At 35.1% G+C, this 17,577-nt stretch carries 19 protein-coding genes, 1 pseudogene and 1 riboswitch; of the genes and pseudogenes, 16 read left to right on the top strand and 4 right to left on the bottom strand.

Annotated elements, in window-relative coordinates:
* The first annotated feature begins 38 nt into the window (after nucleotides 1-38).
* The gene (locus BCER98_RS10855) at nucleotides 39-1,058 is read left to right on the top strand and encodes a tyrosine-protein phosphatase (RefSeq protein ID WP_012094582.1); all 1,020 of its coding nucleotides are present in this window, start codon (nucleotides 39-41) and stop codon (nucleotides 1,056-1,058) included.
* A gap of 62 nt (nucleotides 1,059-1,120) precedes the next feature.
* Here BCER98_RS10855 and BCER98_RS10850 read toward each other — a convergent pair whose 3' ends face one another.
* Nucleotides 1,121-1,321, bottom strand: a complete 201-nt coding sequence (locus BCER98_RS10850) for a helix-turn-helix transcriptional regulator (protein WP_012094581.1) — start codon at nucleotides 1,319-1,321, stop codon at nucleotides 1,121-1,123.
* Entirely contained in the window at nucleotides 1,309-1,668 is a 360-nt protein-coding gene (locus BCER98_RS10845) for a DUF3796 domain-containing protein (protein WP_012094580.1), read from the bottom strand. The genes BCER98_RS10850 and BCER98_RS10845 overlap by 13 nt, the downstream gene beginning before the upstream one ends.
* Before the next feature lie 199 nt (nucleotides 1,669-1,867).
* Between BCER98_RS10845 and BCER98_RS10840 the strand changes: the two genes are divergently transcribed.
* The 5 genes from BCER98_RS10840 to BCER98_RS10825 all read left to right on the top strand — a co-directional run bounded on the left by BCER98_RS10840 (nucleotide 1,868) and on the right by BCER98_RS10825 (nucleotide 5,780).
* Nucleotides 1,868-2,062 (top strand): hypothetical protein, encoded by a 195-nt coding sequence (locus tag BCER98_RS10840; protein WP_012094579.1) that lies wholly within the window; start codon nucleotides 1,868-1,870, stop codon nucleotides 2,060-2,062.
* A 114-nt stretch (nucleotides 2,063-2,176) separates the two neighbouring features.
* Nucleotides 2,177-2,902 carry an ABC transporter ATP-binding protein gene (locus BCER98_RS10835; protein WP_012094578.1) on the top strand — a complete coding sequence of 242 codons (726 nt, stop codon included), beginning with the start codon at nucleotides 2,177-2,179 and terminating at the stop codon, nucleotides 2,900-2,902.
* On the top strand, nucleotides 2,895-4,550 hold the full coding sequence (locus BCER98_RS10830; RefSeq protein WP_012094577.1) for a putative ABC transporter permease subunit: 1,656 nt from the start codon (nucleotides 2,895-2,897) through the stop codon (nucleotides 4,548-4,550). Before BCER98_RS10835 ends, BCER98_RS10830 begins: the two co-directional genes overlap by 8 nt.
* Nucleotides 4,551-4,617: 67 nt before the next feature.
* Entirely contained in the window at nucleotides 4,618-4,758 is a 141-nt protein-coding gene (locus BCER98_RS22520) for a hypothetical protein (RefSeq protein WP_162533134.1), read from the top strand.
* A 347-nt stretch (nucleotides 4,759-5,105) separates the two neighbouring features.
* Nucleotides 5,106-5,780, top strand: a complete 675-nt coding sequence (locus tag BCER98_RS10825) for a hypothetical protein (protein WP_012094576.1) — start codon at nucleotides 5,106-5,108, stop codon at nucleotides 5,778-5,780.
* Nucleotides 5,781-5,995: 215 nt separating this feature from the next.
* Here the strand turns inward: BCER98_RS10825 and ybaK are convergent, their stop codons facing one another.
* Entirely contained in the window at nucleotides 5,996-6,469 is a 474-nt protein-coding gene (ybaK, locus tag BCER98_RS10820) for a Cys-tRNA(Pro) deacylase (protein ID WP_012094575.1), read from the bottom strand.
* A gap of 121 nt (nucleotides 6,470-6,590) precedes the next feature.
* Between ybaK and rraA the strand changes: the two are divergent.
* The 10 genes and pseudogenes from rraA (at nucleotide 6,591) to BCER98_RS10765 (ending at nucleotide 16,080) form a co-directional block, all read left to right on the top strand.
* Nucleotides 6,591-7,075 (top strand): annotated as a pseudogene (rraA, locus tag BCER98_RS10815) (ribonuclease E activity regulator RraA).
* A 329-nt stretch (nucleotides 7,076-7,404) separates the two neighbouring features.
* Nucleotides 7,405-9,171 (top strand): DUF4430 domain-containing protein, encoded by a 1,767-nt coding sequence (locus BCER98_RS10810; protein ID WP_012094574.1) that lies wholly within the window; start codon nucleotides 7,405-7,407, stop codon nucleotides 9,169-9,171.
* Nucleotides 9,172-9,227: 56 nt separating this feature from the next.
* Complete coding sequence (locus tag BCER98_RS10805) at nucleotides 9,228-10,025, top strand: DUF4430 domain-containing protein (RefSeq protein ID WP_012094573.1); 798 nt, start codon at nucleotides 9,228-9,230, stop codon at nucleotides 10,023-10,025.
* A gap of 23 nt (nucleotides 10,026-10,048) precedes the next feature.
* Nucleotides 10,049-10,927, top strand: coding sequence for an energy-coupling factor transporter transmembrane component T (locus BCER98_RS10800; protein ID WP_041809811.1), 879 nt, complete (start codon nucleotides 10,049-10,051; stop codon nucleotides 10,925-10,927).
* A complete protein-coding gene (locus BCER98_RS10795) occupies nucleotides 10,900-12,555 on the top strand; it encodes an ABC transporter ATP-binding protein (protein ID WP_041809809.1) in 1,656 nt (551 codons plus the stop codon). The genes BCER98_RS10800 and BCER98_RS10795 overlap by 28 nt, the downstream gene beginning before the upstream one ends.
* The gene (locus BCER98_RS10790; RefSeq protein ID WP_012094570.1) at nucleotides 12,528-13,223 is read left to right on the top strand and encodes an ECF transporter S component; all 696 of its coding nucleotides are present in this window, start codon (nucleotides 12,528-12,530) and stop codon (nucleotides 13,221-13,223) included. The genes BCER98_RS10795 and BCER98_RS10790 overlap by 28 nt, the downstream gene beginning before the upstream one ends.
* A 211-nt stretch (nucleotides 13,224-13,434) precedes the next feature.
* Nucleotides 13,435-14,157 (top strand): YwiC-like family protein, encoded by a 723-nt coding sequence (locus BCER98_RS10785; RefSeq protein WP_012094569.1) that lies wholly within the window; start codon nucleotides 13,435-13,437, stop codon nucleotides 14,155-14,157.
* Nucleotides 14,158-14,482: 325 nt separating this feature from the next.
* Nucleotides 14,483-14,581: riboswitch (SAM riboswitch) on the top strand.
* Nucleotides 14,582-14,681: 100 nt separating this feature from the next.
* On the top strand, nucleotides 14,682-14,942 hold the full coding sequence (locus BCER98_RS10780; RefSeq protein WP_012094568.1) for a hypothetical protein: 261 nt from the start codon (nucleotides 14,682-14,684) through the stop codon (nucleotides 14,940-14,942).
* Nucleotides 14,943-15,290: 348 nt separating this feature from the next.
* Nucleotides 15,291-15,680, top strand: a complete 390-nt coding sequence (locus BCER98_RS10770; protein WP_012094567.1) for an SWIM zinc finger family protein — start codon at nucleotides 15,291-15,293, stop codon at nucleotides 15,678-15,680.
* A gap of 34 nt (nucleotides 15,681-15,714) precedes the next feature.
* A complete protein-coding gene (locus BCER98_RS10765) occupies nucleotides 15,715-16,080 on the top strand; it encodes a hypothetical protein (protein ID WP_012094566.1) in 366 nt (121 codons plus the stop codon).
* A gap of 146 nt (nucleotides 16,081-16,226) precedes the next feature.
* Here BCER98_RS10765 and BCER98_RS10760 read toward each other — a convergent pair whose 3' ends face one another.
* Nucleotides 16,227-17,573, bottom strand: coding sequence for a short-chain fatty acid transporter (locus tag BCER98_RS10760; RefSeq protein WP_012094565.1), 1,347 nt, complete (start codon nucleotides 17,571-17,573; stop codon nucleotides 16,227-16,229).
* Nucleotides 17,574-17,577 lie beyond the last annotated feature (4 nt).

Here is a 17,577-nt window from a genome sequence, read left to right as displayed (position 1 = left end):
TAATATATAAACAATACGCAGAAAGAGTTGATGAAATAATGAAACAGCAAAGAACTGGGTTACATGCTAGTGTTGAGCGAAATGAAGAGAATATGTTACATATACAATGGGAAGAGGGGCCGGAGGAAGTTCGTATATATTGGGATACTGTTTCAGAAGGAATTGAAGAAAATGGTGAATTGTTATTGAGAGTATCGGGACAATCATCATGTACAATTGAAAGTCCAAGCGACAATGCGCGTCCCTACTTTCGATTAGTAGGGAGTAATGGGCAGGCTGTTACAGTGGCCGAACGCAGGTTACCACTTCAAGGAGCATTTAATTTCCGAGATTTAGGGGGATATGAAACGACAGATGGACGCAGAGTAAAGTGGGGGAAAATATTTCGTTCGGAAGAATTAGCTGGTTTAACAGAGACTGATATAGATTATTTACAACAATCTGGTTTGAGATTAATTTGTGATTACCGGACAGATTTTGAAGTGAAACATAAGCCGAATCCTCGCATTCAAGGTGTTAGACAAGTATGCTTACCAGTTATGCAAGACTTAGCAAAAGATTTAAATATAAATGAATTTTTCCAAGTGGGCGATGTATCGAAGTTAGGAAAGCCAGGTGAATATTTGGTGAAAATGAATAAAGACTTTGTAACTGGAAATGAAGCGTTTGTGAAGTTTTTGCAACTTGCGCAAAATCCGGAAAACTTACCGCTCGTTAATCATTGTACAGCTGGTAAAGATCGCACTGGCTTTGGTTCAGCTTTACTATTACTTCTGCTTGGTGTTCCAGAAAAAACGGTAATGGAAGATTATTTATTAAGTAATGGATTTCGCGAACAATTAAATCAAAAAATGATGGAACTGTTAGGCGCAAATTTACAGAGTGAAGAGAGTAAAGCGATATTAGGTGCAATGTTTGAGGCTCGTGCTGAATACTTACAAGCAGCGATTGATGAAATGTATAATAAATATGGAAATATAGAAAACTATGCTAAGAACGGCTTAGGTTTCACAAATGAACAATTGGATAGAATGAAAGAATTGTTATTAGAGAAGTAAGGATGAGAAAAACAAACGAAGAGGATGTTGTATAGCATCCTCTTCGTTTGTATATGAAGAAGTTATTCGTCAAATATAAATATTTCATCAATTGTAGTCTGTAATGTTTTGGCGATATCATGTGCGAGTTGTAAAGAAGGATTATATTTGCCTTTCTCTAAATGGCTTATCGTTTCTCGGCGCACACCAACTCGCTTTGCTAGATCTTCTTGTGTCATATGTAACCTCGCTCGAGCTTCTTTTATTTTCGTTATGAACGCCATGGTGTATCTTCCATTTCATCCATTGGTATATCGTAAGCATAAATAGAGAAGCTGAATGTGAGAATCAGTAAGCCGAAAACGATAGCGATATCGAGTTCTTGTAAAGGTGAATTTGGGAGTAGAATTTCTATAAATAGAATGATAGCCGTTGCCAATAATGAAACGATAAACGCATTTCGACACGCTTTATTAACAATTTGTTCAAAGAGTTCATCGTGTTTGACCTTCCTATAAGTTGTAAAAAAGGAAAAGAAACAAAACATACTAAACAATCCTTTATAATAAAAGAACCCTAGGAAGCCGAAGAAGCCAAGGAATCCAAGATATTTGATCCATGTCGTTTTCATGTATAACCTCCTTTTAGATGATATATAACTTTATGTTATAAATATATCACATTTTTTACTAAGTATTAGTAATAATTGGATTTATTTCACATAATAGATGATAAAGAAAGAAGATTGAAAGTTTGGGGAAATGATACAATATAAGCATGATAAATAAAAAGAATAACATAAAATAGTTGTGGAGGAGGGGAAAGAAAATATGAAACAATTAGTGATACTTATGCTGGGATTTGTAGTAGTAACTGTAATTGGAACAGTTATGATAGGTAGGAAAGGGGATGAACATTATAGTAAAGAAACGAAGGGGAATATTAGGAGACTTACGATGATTTATCTTCTACTTGCAGCTGTGTTAACTGTTGGTTTAGGTTTATATATTTATTTTTATGGTTAAGAAAGCGTGAAAATAAAAAATATTAAAATTACAAGATATAACTATGATATAATAAATATACCATATTACAAGTAATACTAGTAATACTTGTAATAGAGGAAAGGATTGAATGGTATGATTGAAATTTCGAATGTTTCGAAAAGTTATAATGAGAATTCATATGCAGTAAAAGACTTAAACTTAACAGTTTCAGATGGAGAAATTTTTGGTTTTTTAGGTCCAAATGGTGCAGGGAAATCAACAACGATTAAGATGATTACAGGTATTCATACAATTGATAAAGGGACAATTGCAATTAATGGAAAAGATGTGGCACAAGAACCGTTGGAGGCGAAAAAAACTTTCGGTTATGTTCCAGATAGTCCCGATATGTTTTTACGCTTGAAAGGGATTGAATATTTAAATTTCATGGCGGATATGTATGAGGTGCCACATAACGTTCGGCAAGAAAAGATTCAATCGTTAGCAGAAAGATTTGATTTATACAATGCTTTATCTGATCAAATTCAAAGTTATTCGCATGGAATGAGACAAAAAATCATTATTATTGGTGTTCTTCTTCATGATCCAGATGTATGGATTTTGGATGAACCGATGACAGGATTAGATCCTAAATCAGCGTTTACTTTAAAACAAATGATGAGAGAACATGCCGATAAAGGAAAAACAGTATTCTTCTCTACGCATGTATTGGAAGTAGCAGAGAAGTTATGCGACCGCGTTGCGATTATTAATAAGGGGAGCTTACAGTTTCAAGGGAATTTAACAGAAATGAGAGATCATTTTAAATCGAATGAGTCCCTTGAAAAAATGTTCTTGGAGATGACAGGAAATGAATAAAATTTGGACATTAACAAAGGTACTGTTGAAATTAAATTATGCTGACATTATAACAGATAAAAAGAAACGATGGGCGTATGTCTTTTCCTTTGTAGCGCTATTATTTGCGGGATTCATATTTATTGGACCACTTACATATGGGATGTATGTACAAATGAAAGCGTTTGGGCAAGAAACGTTGCTGCTTGGTATGGGATTGGCTGTTGCGAGCATATGGGTATTTGTGATTAGTATTACGAATATTTTAACTGTATTTTATTATAATAATGACGTTGAAACGTTATTACCATTACCTTTACAGCCAGCTCAAATTATTACTGCAAAATTTATTACTGTATTAATTGCACAATATGTAATGGCATCATTTATTTTATTTCCTATTTTCATTGTTTATGGAATACAGAGTGGTGCATTTATTACGTATTATGTATACGTTCTAATCATTTATATCTTTTTCCCAATCATTCCACTTGTACTTGCTTCACTTTTAATGACATTGCTTATGCGATATACAAACGTTGCGAAAAATAAAGATAGAGGTAATATATTCATTGGATTAGTAACTTTATTATTGATTGTAGGCATTAATATATTTATGCAATGGAGAAACAAAAATGTAGCGTCAGAAGATATGGTAGCCAACTATTTTGCTGAGCATCAATCCTCCTTATTGGTTCAAATCACGAATTATTTTCCAACAACATATTTCGGAGCGATGGGATTAATAGAAAATGCATCTTGGCAAGGAATTGTTTATGTATTCCTTTTTGCAGTGATTTCATTTTCCTTTTTCGTGTTGTTTTTCTATGTTGCACAACGTACATATTTAAAAGGAGTTATCGGGCTTTCAACCAGTACGGCAAAAAAAGAACGTATTTCGGCAGAAAATTTTAAAAAATCGACTGTACAAAGTTCACACATAAAAGCATATATAAAAAAAGAGTTCAAAATTTTATTTAGAACTCCACAATTTTTTATCAATTGTATCGTGAACACCTTTGTTCTGCCAATTATGTTTTTCTTTATTATTTTCGTACAAGATGGAAACTTAACGTGGATTTCGAAGTTTGTAAAAAATCCAGAGTGGTCTAGTTTAGCGCTAGGCACTGGTTTTTGTGCTGGGTTATTTTTAATGGGGAGTAATGTTATTGCTACAACTTCTTTTTCTAGAGACGGAAGTTCATGGTATGTGAATCGTTATTTACCAGTAAAAGCATCAGATGTCTTTTTGGCAAAAGTATTTACAGCATGGTTTGTGAATATAACAATATTAGCTGTATTTGGAGTTGTTTTGACGATTTTTGGCGGTATTTCACCACTCTTTACATTATTATGGATATTGCTTAGTGCCAATGGTTTGTGGTTCACAAATATAATTGGTGTACGTTGGGATGCACAAACTGCGGATATACATTGGGACTCAGAGCAAAAATTATTTAAGAATAGATATACAACATTATGGAACTTCCTTGCCAATATTTTAATGGATCTAGTTATTGTAGGTGGAGTTTGCGCATTATTTTTCTATTTTGAAGTTGGTATGTGGGGGATGTTTATCATTCTATTCATTGCATTTACCATTATGAATGGAATTATTACTCGAAGTATACAATTAGGTGCGGAACGTATTTTAGCAAATATTAAGTAAAAAATAAATCCTCTGTATGTATGCAGAGGATTTATTTTTTACTTAATGAAAAGGGAAAGGATTATAAGTGGCAAAAATAGCACTGAAACAAGGACTCATTGCAAATAGCGTGAATGTAGAGCTAATAGATAGAATTCGTTTTATTTCCTTACTTAGTAAGGAAATAGGGTGGGGAATAACAGGAAAAATTATTGATGATGATATATAGTGATTAATAATATAATTATGTAAACAATGGTGATGTTATGTGATAAAATGAAGCTTTAATCAGCAGAGTGAATAAATTGATTTTTCTGATGTTTATTTATCAAATAAAGAGATTGTCAAAATAGCAGATTTTTTGATAAGTATACGATTGATAATATGACAATATCTTTTTTCTTTTCTTTTAAATGAGTAAAAAATCTACAAATATCAACAAGGAATGCATAGTGCAATTCGATAAAAATATGAAGATAACTGTCGGGAAGAAAGTAGTTCGGACAGAAAGGGATTTGTATGAAGAAATAGAATCGTAAAGGGAGAGGATAAATTAGTAATGTAGGGGGCTTTTTTATGAAAATGAAAAAGATAACAATTGCATCGGTAGCGATTGGCACAATGCTTTCTATGACAGCTTGTAGCGGTACTTCCACAGAAAAAGATCAAGTGAAACAAGAACAAACAAATGTCCAAGAAGATGCGAAAACAGCAAGTGCGGATGCAACGACTACAACGAAAGATACAGAAACAAGCACATCCTCTAATGAAAAGACAGAGAAAGATCAAAAGAATAAGGAAACAAATGTGAGTGATCAAACAACAGGAAAAGAAGCAAGTGTAAAAACAGATGATCAAACGGCGAGTGGAAAAACGACAGAAAAAGAGACAAGTACAAAGTCGGCAGATCAAACGACAAATGGGAAAACAACAAAAGGTACGAAGCAAGGTGTAACTGTCAAAACAAATGTAAAAGAAGTTGTTCAACTTGTTGAAAGTTTGGATAAACATTTAGCAGCAAACCCCAAATTAGATACCGTAAATAAGCTGGGAAAACAAATAAATGAAAAATGGGATGTAGTTGAAAAAGAGTTAGAGGCTTCACATCCAACTGATTATAAAACAATCGGCCAAAGTATATATCCATTAATTGTAGGAGCGGAGAAACAAAAAATAGACATAGCAAAAATGAAATCATTAACAACGAAAACGAAAAAGGACTTGAGTCAATTGTTAACGAAACTTTCATAACGTACCGAATATATAAAAAAAGGAGAAACAACGGGAGTTTCTTCTTTTTTCTTTGAAAATATTCACCATAACTATGTTATGTAAACAATATGTAGAATAAAAATAGAAATCAGCAAAGACGAGCCTTCGCTGATTGCGGATGATAGATTAATAAATAATTTTTAAATGTTCCATCTGCAATGCATGAGAGGGGAAGTTTTCTTTCTATTCCTTTTTTATATTACAATGGAAGCAATCATAGCATTTCTTACTTGAATGAAATCTCTGCCAGATAGAAAAATTTGTAATCCTCTTTTGCCGGCGCTAATACTAATGACATCCCAATTCAATGCGGATTCATCCACATATAATGGATAATTCTTTTTCACACCTAAAGGTGAAACTCCTCCGCGAATATAGCCTGTCAGTCCTAATATTTCTTTCATGTGGACCATTTCCACTTTTTTATTATGACTTGCCGACGCAAGTGCTTTTAAATTCAGTTCTTTATGGGCAGGAACACATGCCATAAGAACCCCAGTTTTGTCTCCTCTAAGAACTAATGTTTTAAAAACTTGTTCTAGTTGTAAATCAATTTGTTCTGCGACATGCTTAGCGTTTAAGTTTTCTTCATCCCATTCGTACTCGTGGACATCGTACGGGATTTTATGTTGGTCAAGAAGTCGACAAGCATTTGTTTTGTTACTCATATAGTACACTTCCTTATATATAGTTCTATGTATAGTATACAAAATTTTGCAATGTAAGACAGGGGAAATAAAAAAATATAAGAATATGTAACATATCATGTAAAAGAAGAAAGGGAGAAACATATGGAAAACAGCAGGTCTTTGTGATGCCTTTGAAAATGAGGTACAAGTGTGTTAGCTAACTTTTCAATCATATGGAAAAAACAGTTTCATGGAAAAATTGCTACGGTGAAAGTAAAGGATGATAATCTTTTAGTGAAAGAATCATTAAAAACTGTACCAGCAGGAACCGTTCTCATTGTGGATGATAGTGCGTCTACAAATTGTGTATTACTCGGAGGTAATTTGGCGAGTATAGCGCAAAAATGACAATTAGCAGGTATTATTGTATATGGCTATGTTCGTGATTCCAAAGAATTAAAAAATATAAATATTGGTAATTTGGCGTTAGGTACGATGCCGAAAAGAAGTAAAAAAGAAGGAAAGGGAGAGACAGAAGTTCCATTACATTTTGGAGTAATCGATTGGATTCCAAATCAATATGTGTATGCGGATGAAGATGGTGTGGTTGTTTCGGAAAAGCAGCTTTATAAAGGCATGGAATAAAAAGTTTTTCACATAAAAAATAATCTATTAATCTTAGAAAATAAATCTAATAAAACATAGACAAAATCTTATGTCAATAGTAAAATAATACAGAAATTTATTATTTTATGAATATATGGGTGCGTCGTTTACCGATTCCTTAAAATAGAAGAATTTGTAGTAATGGATATTATTACACGTCTTCATGAGCTACATAGTTTTTCTATACAAATAGAAATGCTATATATACGTAGAGAGTATGTAATTGATTTTTCACTTTAAAGTGAGATTGTATGCTCTTGAAGGGGCCTTTTTATGTCAATAGTAAGTAAAGGGAGGAATAATTAAGAATGGCAATATTTAAAAAATGGCTGCTGACATCGATAATGTCAGTCGCGCTCGTATTTGTGTCATTTGCAAATACAGTACATATTACGTTTGCGGAAGGAAAAACAGCAACGCTTGCGATTATTGGGGAATCGCAAAGAGGCATTATTCTTTGTCCGAAAGAAGTGTCAATTGAAGATGGGGAAACAGCTTACAGCTTATTACAAAAAGTCATGGGGGATAAAGTAGTAGCTGAAAATTCACAATACGGTATGTTTGTGAAAGGTATCGATGGTTTAATGGGCGGTGCTACAAGTGGCTGGACATATGATGTGAACGATAAGGCAGCAATGGTAGGAGCAGATAGTTATAAATTAACTTCTGGAGACGTTGTCGCATACCGTTTTGTTGTAGATTGGAACAATATGAATCAAGAAACGTTGCAACAAACTGTAGACAAAATAGGAACTTGTAAAACGGGTCAAAATCAGCAAGATGAACAAAAACAAGATAGTCGAGAAAATAAAGGCGTAGAAGGAACAAGTCAAGAAAATACAGGGACAGAAGTAAACGATGAAGCCAACAAACCAAAAGAACCAGAGCTAGAACAAAATACAAAAGCAGAAGAGCATCAATATGTAGACAACAATGAAGTAAGGAAAAAAGTAGAAGAGGCCATTTCTAAAACAGCAGAAAGAATGTTACAAGATGGGATTGGTACGGACTGGATGGCCGTTGGACTGTCGCGTTTAGGACAGGCAGTGCCAATGGAAGACAAAATCAATTATGTACAGTCGGTTACGAAAAAAGTTGAGAAACGTTTACATCGTTTTTCGGCAACAGATATTGCGAGAACTGTAATCGGATTGACAGCGATGAATGCAGATCCAACGAACGTAGCGGGGCAAAATTTGATACCGCTTCTTTATCAATCGGATACATTAAATTCTGTTACCGGCTATACATTTGCGTTAATTGCGCTTGATACAAAAAAATATGAAGTGCCAGTAGGAGCGAAATGGAGCCGTGTTGCTTTAGTGCAAGAAATCTTACATGCACAGCATACAGATGGTGGTTGGACATATAATGTGGAAAGTAGTAAGGAAGATGCTAGTAGTATAGATGTAACAGGGATGGTGTTAGCTGCGTTAGCACCTTATCAAAATCAACAAGAAGTAAAAGAAGCTGTTGCGAAGGCAGAACAATATTTATCAAGTAAGCAATTAGAAAACGGTGGATTTGAGGCAGATGGCCAAGAGAATGCTAACAGTGTTGCACAAGCTGTATTAGGTTTATCGGCGATAGGAAGTAATCCAACTGAATCTAAGTTTACGAAAAAGAATGGAAATGCAGTGCAAAATCTTCTTTCTTATCAACTAGAGAATGGTGAATTTAAGTGGTTGCCAAGCGATGCAGAAGGCAACACCATGGCTACTGAACAAGCACTTTTAGCGTTGATTCAGTATAAAGCATTTTTAGATCAGAACGGTTCTATTTATGATTGGTCAAATGATCGAATGGAAGCTGAAATTCCAAATCAACCAATTGTAGAGTCTGAGGTAGAAGCACCGGTAGTTGAACAAGAGATGAGAGAACAAATGCAACAACCGAAAGATGAACCATTACATGTTGCTGTACAAGAAGAAGTAGACCATCATAATGAGAAAACGACACAAACTCGTCAATTACCAAAAACAGGAGCAGCAACTGGTGAAGCCGCTATACCGGTCGGAATGGGTGTAATATGTATTGCTTCTGCATACGCTTTATGGAGACGAAAAGCAGCTTAACAAAAATTTAGGAGCAATGATTTGCTCCTAATTTTATTAGGGAAGGTGAAAATAACATGAACATGATGAAATGGTTTTTCACGCTTGTTTTATCATTTAGTTTGCTTGTAGGATGTGGGCAAAACGAAACAAAGCCTAAGCAGCAAGTTGCCTCTAAACAGACGGAACAAAAAGAGGTTGAAAAGCAAGCAGAAAAACAGGATGAACCGAAACAAGAAGAGCAAAAACAACCGGAACAACCGCAATCAAATGAAGAGCAATTAGAAGAGAAAAAACAAGCAGAAGAACAATCAAGTGAGAAACAAAAAGAGCAAAAAGAACAGCCTGAAGTAAAACAAGAAGAGCAAAAAGAACAAACAGTAGCTTCTGAAGAACAACCACTTGAACAACAAAAAGGAAATGAAGAAAAGGCCGAATCAAAACAGCAAGAACAGCCTGAAGCGAACAAAGAGCCGGAAATTGTTCATGAGCCAAAAGAAACGCCAAAGCAGGAACAGTCAGCTCCGCAACCAGTCGTTCCGAAGCATGACCCTAAGACAGATCCACAACAGCAGAAACAACAAGTTACAATTTCTGTGAAAGGGCATGAAGGGTATTTACTAGGTGCAACTAAAGTGGATGTGCAAGAAGGAGACACCGTTTATAAAGTATTGCAGCGTACAGGATTAGATGTAGATGCAAGTGGATTTGGAAATAGTATTTATGTAAAAGGTATTAATGATTTATACGAAAAAGATGTAGCGAGTACGAGCGGATGGAAATATCGTGTAAATGGAACTTTTCCAAACCGAAGTGCTGGTGCAGTGACAGTGAAGCCAGGAGATAAAATTGAATGGGTATATGTGTTAAATTAGGAAAGGGCATTGGGTAAAGGGTTATGAAAATTATTTTTTCTTCTTTACATCCTTTTGTAAATTTTATCTATTATATTGGGGTGATGATACTCTGTATGGTGTGTCTTCATCCTCTTTTTTTAATGAGCGCCATTATTTTGCTACTCATTTTGAACATCATGCAAGGCAATGGTGAAAAAATAAGAAAAATGCTGCCAAGTACGCTTCTTTTTTTTCTGCTCATTATTGCGCTGAATGCTTTATTCACGCATAGAGGAGCGACGACATTATTTCGTTTAGGGGATAATCGCATTACATTTGAAGCGTGTATGTATGGCATTGTCATGGGATTATCTTTAAGTGCCATTATGTTTACATTTACTTCTTACAATGATACGATTTCAAGTCATAAATTTTTATATTTATTTTCGAGAATTTCTCCGAAAGTTGCACTTTTAACGATGATTACAGTCCGCTTTGTTCCGTTGTTTATAAGAAGGCTGCGACAAATCACTCTCGTTCAAAAAACAAAAGGTGTACAACTGGATTCAGGTTCACTTACAGAGCGACTGAAAAACGGAATGAAGCTTTTGCAAGTATTGCTTGTTTGCTCGCTAGAAGAGGCGCTGCAAACAGCAGATTCTATGCAGGCGCGAGGGTTTGGGATTACAAAGCGAAGTACATATATTCGATATCGAATGGCTAAGCAAGATTGGTTTGTAGTCATCTATTTTATAATTGTATTACTTGTTTGCTGTTTATTTAGCTTTTATGGGGCTGGTAAACTGCTTATTTATCCGAGAGTAGAAACGATTCTGTTTCAGCAATATGATGGTATACAATTTGTTTTATTTATTTTGTTTATTAGTTTACCTATTATGATGGAGGGGAGGGAATGGATATGGTGGCGCATGCAGAAATGAAGAATGTATCGTTTATATATGCTGATGAAGACGTAGAAGCTTTAGCAGACGTTTCTTTATCTGTTACACATGGTGAATTTATTGTATTAGCAGGCGAATCAGGATGCGGAAAGACAACGCTTTTAAAACATTTCAAAAAAGAATTACTCCCGATTGGAAAACGAAGAGGCGATATTTTTTATGAGGGAGTTCATTTGCAGGAAATACCAGATATATTATCGGCACAAGAGGTTGGCATGGTATTCCAAAATCCTGAAAATCAACTTGTTATGGATACAGTTATACAAGAAATGGCTTTTTCTTTAGAAAATATTGGACTTCCATCTCATATGATTCAAAAAAGAATTGCAGAGCTCATTAGCTTTTTAGGCTTTCAAGACTTGCTACATCAATCTGTTCATACTTTATCTGGAGGGCAAAAGCAACTTGTAAATTTAGCAGCTGTTCTAGTTTTGCAACCTAAATTATTATTGTTGGATGAGCCGACAGCACAGTTAGATCCCATTGCCGCAAAAGATTTCTTAAGTCTTTTAAAGCGGATTAACGAAGAACTTGGGATTACGATTGTGATGAGTGAACATCGTTTAGATGAAGTCATTCCTCTTGCATCAAGACTTATATGTATGGAAAATGGGCGTATTAAGTATGACGGGAAACCAGCAGCTGTTGTAGCGAATATGTGGCAACATGAAAAGATGCATCCCTTTATTCCGCAAATTCCAAGATTATTTTTAGAATGGAATGTAGGGAGTATTCCTTTTACAGTGCGTGAGGCTCAGTCGCATCTTCGCTCTGGAATGGTGATAGAAAAGCAGAGTAAAAAGCAAGCGAAACAAGAAGATATTATATTAGAAGCAGATCATATATCGTTTCAATATGAAAAACATAGTCCGTTTGTTTTACAAGATTTAACGCTATGTATTGAAAGAGGAAAATGGATCGCACTTGTCGGAAAAAATGGTACGGGAAAATCGACATTGTTAACTGTTTTAGCAGGCTTACAAAAAGTAAGAAGAGGAAAAGTACGCTGGAATGGAGAAGCGATTCATAAACTTCATTCGAAGGAAAGGTTTCAACAAATTGGATATGTATCGCAACATCCATACTATCATTTTTCCTGTGATACAGTGAGGGAAGAAATATTTGAGCGAGCCCGTGAATTGTATGGAGCAGAAGCAAATGTAGTGACAGAAAATATGCTAGATCGGTTTTGGCTTCGTTCTATTTGTGAACGTTATCCACATGATTGTAGCGGTGGAGAACAACAACTCCTTGCATTATGTATCGCGCTATTATCAAAGCCTAGTTTATTATTATTAGATGAGCCGACAAAAGGGTTAGATCCAGCAAAAAAAGAAAAATTAGGCTGGTTGTTTCAAGCTTTACAAAGAGAAGGAACAACGATCGTCATGGCAACACACGATATTGAATTTGCTGCAAAATATGTGGAGCAGTGTATGATGTTATTTGATGGAAAGGTAATGATAAATGATGCATCAAAAGAATTTTTTAGCGGTAACTTCTTTTATACAACAGCGATTAACCGTTTTATTCGGAAAAGGTTGCCTTATGCATTAACGTGGGAGGATGTGTACGAAGCGTGTCCAAACGATACTTTACTTTTATAGTCTGTTTTTTTCTAGTCATTGTCAGTACACTTCTTTTTACATCGCTTATCATGAGCAAACATTATATATTGTCTAGCTTTTTATTGCTCTTTTTGGCGATGTTGCCATTTTATATACGTTTTGAAAAGCGCGCGTTTGTTTCACGTGAAATTGTGATGGTAGCTGTTTTAGCGGCTATAGCGGCTGTTAGTCGTGTCCCATTTTCTATTATACCGAGTGTGCAACCAACTTCATTTGTTATCATTGTATCGGCGGTTGTGTTTGGGAGCGAAGCAGGATTTATGATTGGTGCAACAGCAGCGATTGTATCTAATATTTTTTTAGGCCAAGGTCCTTGGACACCATGGCAAATGTTTTCGTGGGGAATGATCGGGTTTATAGCTGGCTGTTTTCGTAACACATGGATGATGAAAAAGTTGCTTGGAAGAGTGATTTTCGGCTTTTTAGCAGGCTTTTTCTTTGGCTGGATTATGAATGCCTGGGGACTTCTTGGTTTTATACAAGATGTGACGTGGAAATCGCTTCTTTCATATTATGCGACAAGTTTTTATTTTGATATAAGTCATGCCATTTCAAATGTGATCTTTCTTATGTTATTTAGCTCTGCATGGATTAAGATTTTAATGAGATTTAAAAAGAAATATGGCATTTTGAATACGAATAGTTAGTGAATATGTGAAACCATTACAGCATACTCATATAGAGTAGGGTCGCGACTTACATATTCGTTTGCCTCTTTCATACTTCTTACGAAGGTAAGAAGTATTTTTTTTATCCACAAAAGTGTCAAGAAATTGATTGAATATATTCTAATTTTTGTATGGGATTTTTATATAATAGTGAATGAGAAAAGTTTTCAAAGAGGAGATGCAAAAACATATGAAGCTTGTAATTCCAAAGCAGCATGGTGCATGGGGAATGCTGCTTATTCCATTTTTACTTAGCATATTACTTGGTAATCCTACTATATATCATATTCCCTTATTTCTTGCTTGGTTATTTATATATTTGGCAACCTATCCATTTCTTATGTATATGAAGCAGAGACGAAAAAAGGAGTTTCTATATGCCGCTTTATTATATTTTATGATTGCGGGCATATTTGGGATAATATCATTATTATACGAATGGAAAATTGTTATGTTTATTGGTATCCTTATTCCTCTTTTTATAGTGAATATATATTTTGCTCATCAAAAAAAGGAACGCGCATTAACAAATGACATTTGTGCTATAATCATTTTTTGTATCGGTAGTCTAATTGGTTATTATTTTTCAATGAAAACTGTTGACACGGTTGCATTATGGATAGCGGCTGTATCCTTTCTTTATTTTTTAGGAAGTACGTTTTATGTGAAGACAATGATACGGGAAAAACATAATTTGTTATATCGCAATCTATCTTGGGGATATCATATTATGTTACCAATTCTATTATGTATTTGGAGTCCGCTTTTTTCTCTTCTATTCCTTCCGAGTTTAATTCGAGCCATTTTATTATATGGTAAGAAAATTTCTATTTTAAAAGTAGGGATTTTAGAGATTTTCAATTCAGTCTATTTTTTCATAGTAGCGCTACTAGTGTTACCGTATACAATGTAAAGAAGGGTTCGATTTTTGATATGGATGAGCAGTAACACTTCTACTTTGAAAATTCGTGAGAACTAAGAGAGTTGGACAAGATTATACGTAAAATCCAGCACCGATTACGGTTTATTTCTATTTTTGTTCTAAAAGGTAAACAGTATCATCACATCTTTGCAAAGAATAAAAGGAATCTAGAACATATCTGCGCGCATGTTTCGCCATTATCAAGTCCTGCTTTTTGCGTATACTTGTAGTATGGGATATTTATAAAAAACATAAGCATGTTTATGTTTTGACATTTATAAGAGAAGTGGGTATCATTGGAGATAAAGTGAATATTTTCTTATCCAGAGAGGTGGAGGGACTGGCCCAAAGAAACCCAGCAACCGCGATGCAGGTGCTAATTCCAGCAGAACATATTTGTTCTGAAAGATAAGATGAAGAGATGAAACGTAACTTCTTCTTATCGAAGAGGTTTTTTTATTATAAAAAAACATTCAATCATAAGAGAATAAGAAGAAAGGGGCTGCAAATATACGGTGAAACTTGAAAAGTACGTAAAACTGCGTAATGCAGTATATGAATATATGATGGAACAGGATAAAGCGATATCATTGGCAGATATTCAAGACTATATCGAATCGAATCATGAGGGGAAATTTACAAAAAAAATGTTACACCAATTTTATTTATCAAGACTATTAGATGAGTTAAAACTAGATGGGAAAATTACTTTAGCCAATGATGAATGCCATCATAGTGAAAAAGGTGTTTATTATAAGGCGCGAAAAGGGAGCTAGCCTCTCTTTTTTATCCTGCTATTTGAGGGCTCATAATCAGTGGGGATGAAGGAACCCCCACTGATTAAAATTTCACTTTATGCTATTAATTATTCGAAAATTATGACGATATGTAGAGTAAAAGACTGCGAAAGCAGCCTGATACAAGGGAATGGTGTTGAGTGTGTAGTATTAAAAGTTGAATATGCCTTGAAAGAGGCCATTCATTCGGCTAAACATGAAAAGAGACACCTTTGCCGATTAGGTGTCAGTTGTGTTGTCTTATAGGCTTGCTACTTGACATGTAATAGAATACCACATGATATAAAATGAAGTCAAAAGGGAATTTAAGGAAGGAAGGACAGTTCTATGTACGCTTTTTTAATAAACGAGATGAAAAAATGGATTCCTAAGCACATTATTAATAGAGGGTGTGAATATTATGAAGAGGGATATGTAGAAGATGTAGAAGTACATAATGATAAAGTATTTGCACTTGTAAGAGGGAACTACGGAGATTATGAGGTAGTGATTCATCTTGAAGACTTTATAAGCAGTAGTTGTGAGTGTCCTTATGAAAACTATTGTAAGCATATGGCAGCAGTTGTATATGAAATTCAAAGTATTGGAGAAGAGGTGATGAGAGAAAAGCTACAAACATTAGAGAAAGAAGAATTGATAAAAGTTATACAAAGACTATTAAAGAACTCTAAAAATGTAAAGATTGTAGAAAATATATTACAGAAAGAGAATTTTTAATTTTACTTTGGGGATGTAAGGGAAGTGAGTAACGATGAGTGAAGTGGAAAGAATTATGGAATGTTGTGAGCGGCAAGATGATGTATTTCGCACATATATAATGTGTTTGCTCCAACTGAAACAGTATCGCGAGCATTCTCAAAACGTATATCAGGAATTAAGGACCGATTATTTAGCAAGAGGAATTTGTGAGCGGGAGGTTGATCAGCTTATAAAAGAAAGTGAAACATTTCAAGCGTATTATCTCCCAAAAGTACTCTGTTGGGATTTTTTAAGTGAAAATCCGGCATATATAGAAAGTGCTTTAACCAATGTGTTGAAATATGAACCGTTACAACTATCTATTGTGCAATGGAGAAGAGTGATTGCTTGTGTAGAAAATGAAGTATCATATGAGTGATTAATGTCTATTGCACTTCACCATATAATGTATTTTGGATATGGTTTATCTTAACAATTTCAACTTTTTATCTAGCTCGTGTATTAAGAAAAATAGAAATGAAAGAAGAAAAGCTAGTATAAAAACTAGCTTTTTGGTATGATCATTTAAATGAAAAGTAAGCATAAACCGATGATGGCTCCTGCGTAGAGTAAATGAATCACACAAAATCCCATCATATCGCGAGCACCTAATCCTGCAATTGCTAAAGCTGGTAATGCCCAAAATGGCTGGATTAAATTTGTCCAAGCGTCTCCCCAAGCGATGGCCATCGCCGTTTTCGCAGCGGGAACACCGAGCTCTGCACCAGCTGGAATCATAATCGGAGCTTGTACGGCCCACTGCCCCCCTCCGGATGGAACGAAGATATTGACAATTCCTGCACTTAAAAATGTGAATAATGGGAAGGTTGTTTCGTTAGAGATTTGAATAAAGAAATTTGAAATAGCTCCGCCAAGTGAAAGTCCTTCGCTATTTGCACCCATCATCATTCCCATAATGCCAGCATAAAACGGGAACTGTAATAAAATGCCGGAAGCGCTTTTTGTTGATTCGGAAAAGGCACGAATATATTGAATAGGTGTACGATGAAAAATAAGGCCGGCGATTAATAATATAAAAATCACGATATCGAGCGTGAGATTAAAGCCTTTTGTACTAAAGTAATGGATCATATAAATGATTCCTAAAAGACCGATACAAATCGTAATCCAAATACTGTTTTCCATTTTCTCAGCAAAAGTACGAACTTCTGTTTCTTGAGCGGCTGCTTCTTCATGAAATACATTTGGAGCAACAGTAACAGTATGATTCGCATCTGGATGCATTGCTCTATTGATAAGTGGCATTGTAATAAAAAAGACAATGATAGGAACAAGAGCATATGGTGAAAATAATGTTTCGGTAATGGGAATTGCTTCTTTTAGGCTACCAGCCGTTGTTTTTATTAACGTCTCCCCTCCGGACGCTAATGTTAGTGGAATAGAGGCAGAAAGTCCAGCATGCCAGATGAGAAATCCAGAGTAAGAGGAAGCGATTGCAAGACGATAGTCTAATTCTTTTATATGCTTGGCAACTTCTTTAGCATATAAAACGGAGACAACAATGCCAAACCCCCAATTTATGTAGGCTCCTAACAAACTAACGATAGAGATAGCGATAATACCTTGCCCGCTTGTTCTTGGTAACTGAGCCGCTTTCATCAAACCTTTCCGAATTAGCGGGGCATTTGCTAAAGCGGAGCCGGTAACAAGTACAAGGGCCATTTGCATCGCGAAGGATAATAGCCCCCAAATGCCATCACCCCAATGAGCAATCATTTGAATGAGGGATTGCTCTGTAGCAAACATGCCAAAGAAAATGACAAAAACAGTTAACAAACAGGATAAAATAAACGGTTCTGGTAAAAAGCGTTGCACAAGAGCGACGCAGCCATTTGTAAAAGAGCGAAACAAGTTC

It is taken from the genome of Bacillus cytotoxicus NVH 391-98, from assembly GCF_000017425.1.
Taxonomy (GTDB): Bacteria; Bacillota; Bacilli; order Bacillales; family Bacillaceae_G; genus Bacillus_A; species Bacillus_A cytotoxicus.
This window is presented reverse-complemented; position numbering and strand designations above follow the sequence as displayed.

Bases quoted from the DNA above. Each gene is read 5' to 3' on its own strand.
- BCER98_RS10855 (WP_012094582.1), top strand. From the start codon at position 39: ATGAAACAGCAAAGAACTGGGTTACATGCTAGTGTTGAGCGAAATGAA.
- BCER98_RS10765 (WP_012094566.1), top strand. From the start codon at position 15,715: ATGAGTGAAGTGGAAAGAATTATGGAATGTTGTGAGCGGCAAGATGAT.
- ybaK (WP_012094575.1), bottom strand. From the start codon at position 6,469: ATGAGTAACAAAACAAATGCTTGTCGACTTCTTGACCAACATAAAATC.
- BCER98_RS10845 (WP_012094580.1), bottom strand. From the start codon at position 1,668: ATGAAAACGACATGGATCAAATATCTTGGATTCCTTGGCTTCTTCGGC.
- BCER98_RS10840 (WP_012094579.1), top strand. From the start codon at position 1,868: ATGAAACAATTAGTGATACTTATGCTGGGATTTGTAGTAGTAACTGTA.
- BCER98_RS10830 (WP_012094577.1), top strand. From the start codon at position 2,895: ATGAATAAAATTTGGACATTAACAAAGGTACTGTTGAAATTAAATTAT.
- BCER98_RS10795 (WP_041809809.1), top strand. From the start codon at position 10,900: ATGGATATGGTGGCGCATGCAGAAATGAAGAATGTATCGTTTATATAT.
- BCER98_RS10800 (WP_041809811.1), top strand. From the start codon at position 10,049: ATGAAAATTATTTTTTCTTCTTTACATCCTTTTGTAAATTTTATCTAT.
- BCER98_RS10805 (WP_012094573.1), top strand. From the start codon at position 9,228: ATGAACATGATGAAATGGTTTTTCACGCTTGTTTTATCATTTAGTTTG.
- BCER98_RS10770 (WP_012094567.1), top strand. From the start codon at position 15,291: ATGTACGCTTTTTTAATAAACGAGATGAAAAAATGGATTCCTAAGCAC.
- BCER98_RS10785 (WP_012094569.1), top strand. From the start codon at position 13,435: ATGAAGCTTGTAATTCCAAAGCAGCATGGTGCATGGGGAATGCTGCTT.
- BCER98_RS10850 (WP_012094581.1), bottom strand. From the start codon at position 1,321: ATGGCGTTCATAACGAAAATAAAAGAAGCTCGAGCGAGGTTACATATG.
- BCER98_RS10825 (WP_012094576.1), top strand. From the start codon at position 5,106: ATGAAAATGAAAAAGATAACAATTGCATCGGTAGCGATTGGCACAATG.
- BCER98_RS10810 (WP_012094574.1), top strand. From the start codon at position 7,405: ATGGCAATATTTAAAAAATGGCTGCTGACATCGATAATGTCAGTCGCG.
- BCER98_RS10835 (WP_012094578.1), top strand. From the start codon at position 2,177: ATGATTGAAATTTCGAATGTTTCGAAAAGTTATAATGAGAATTCATAT.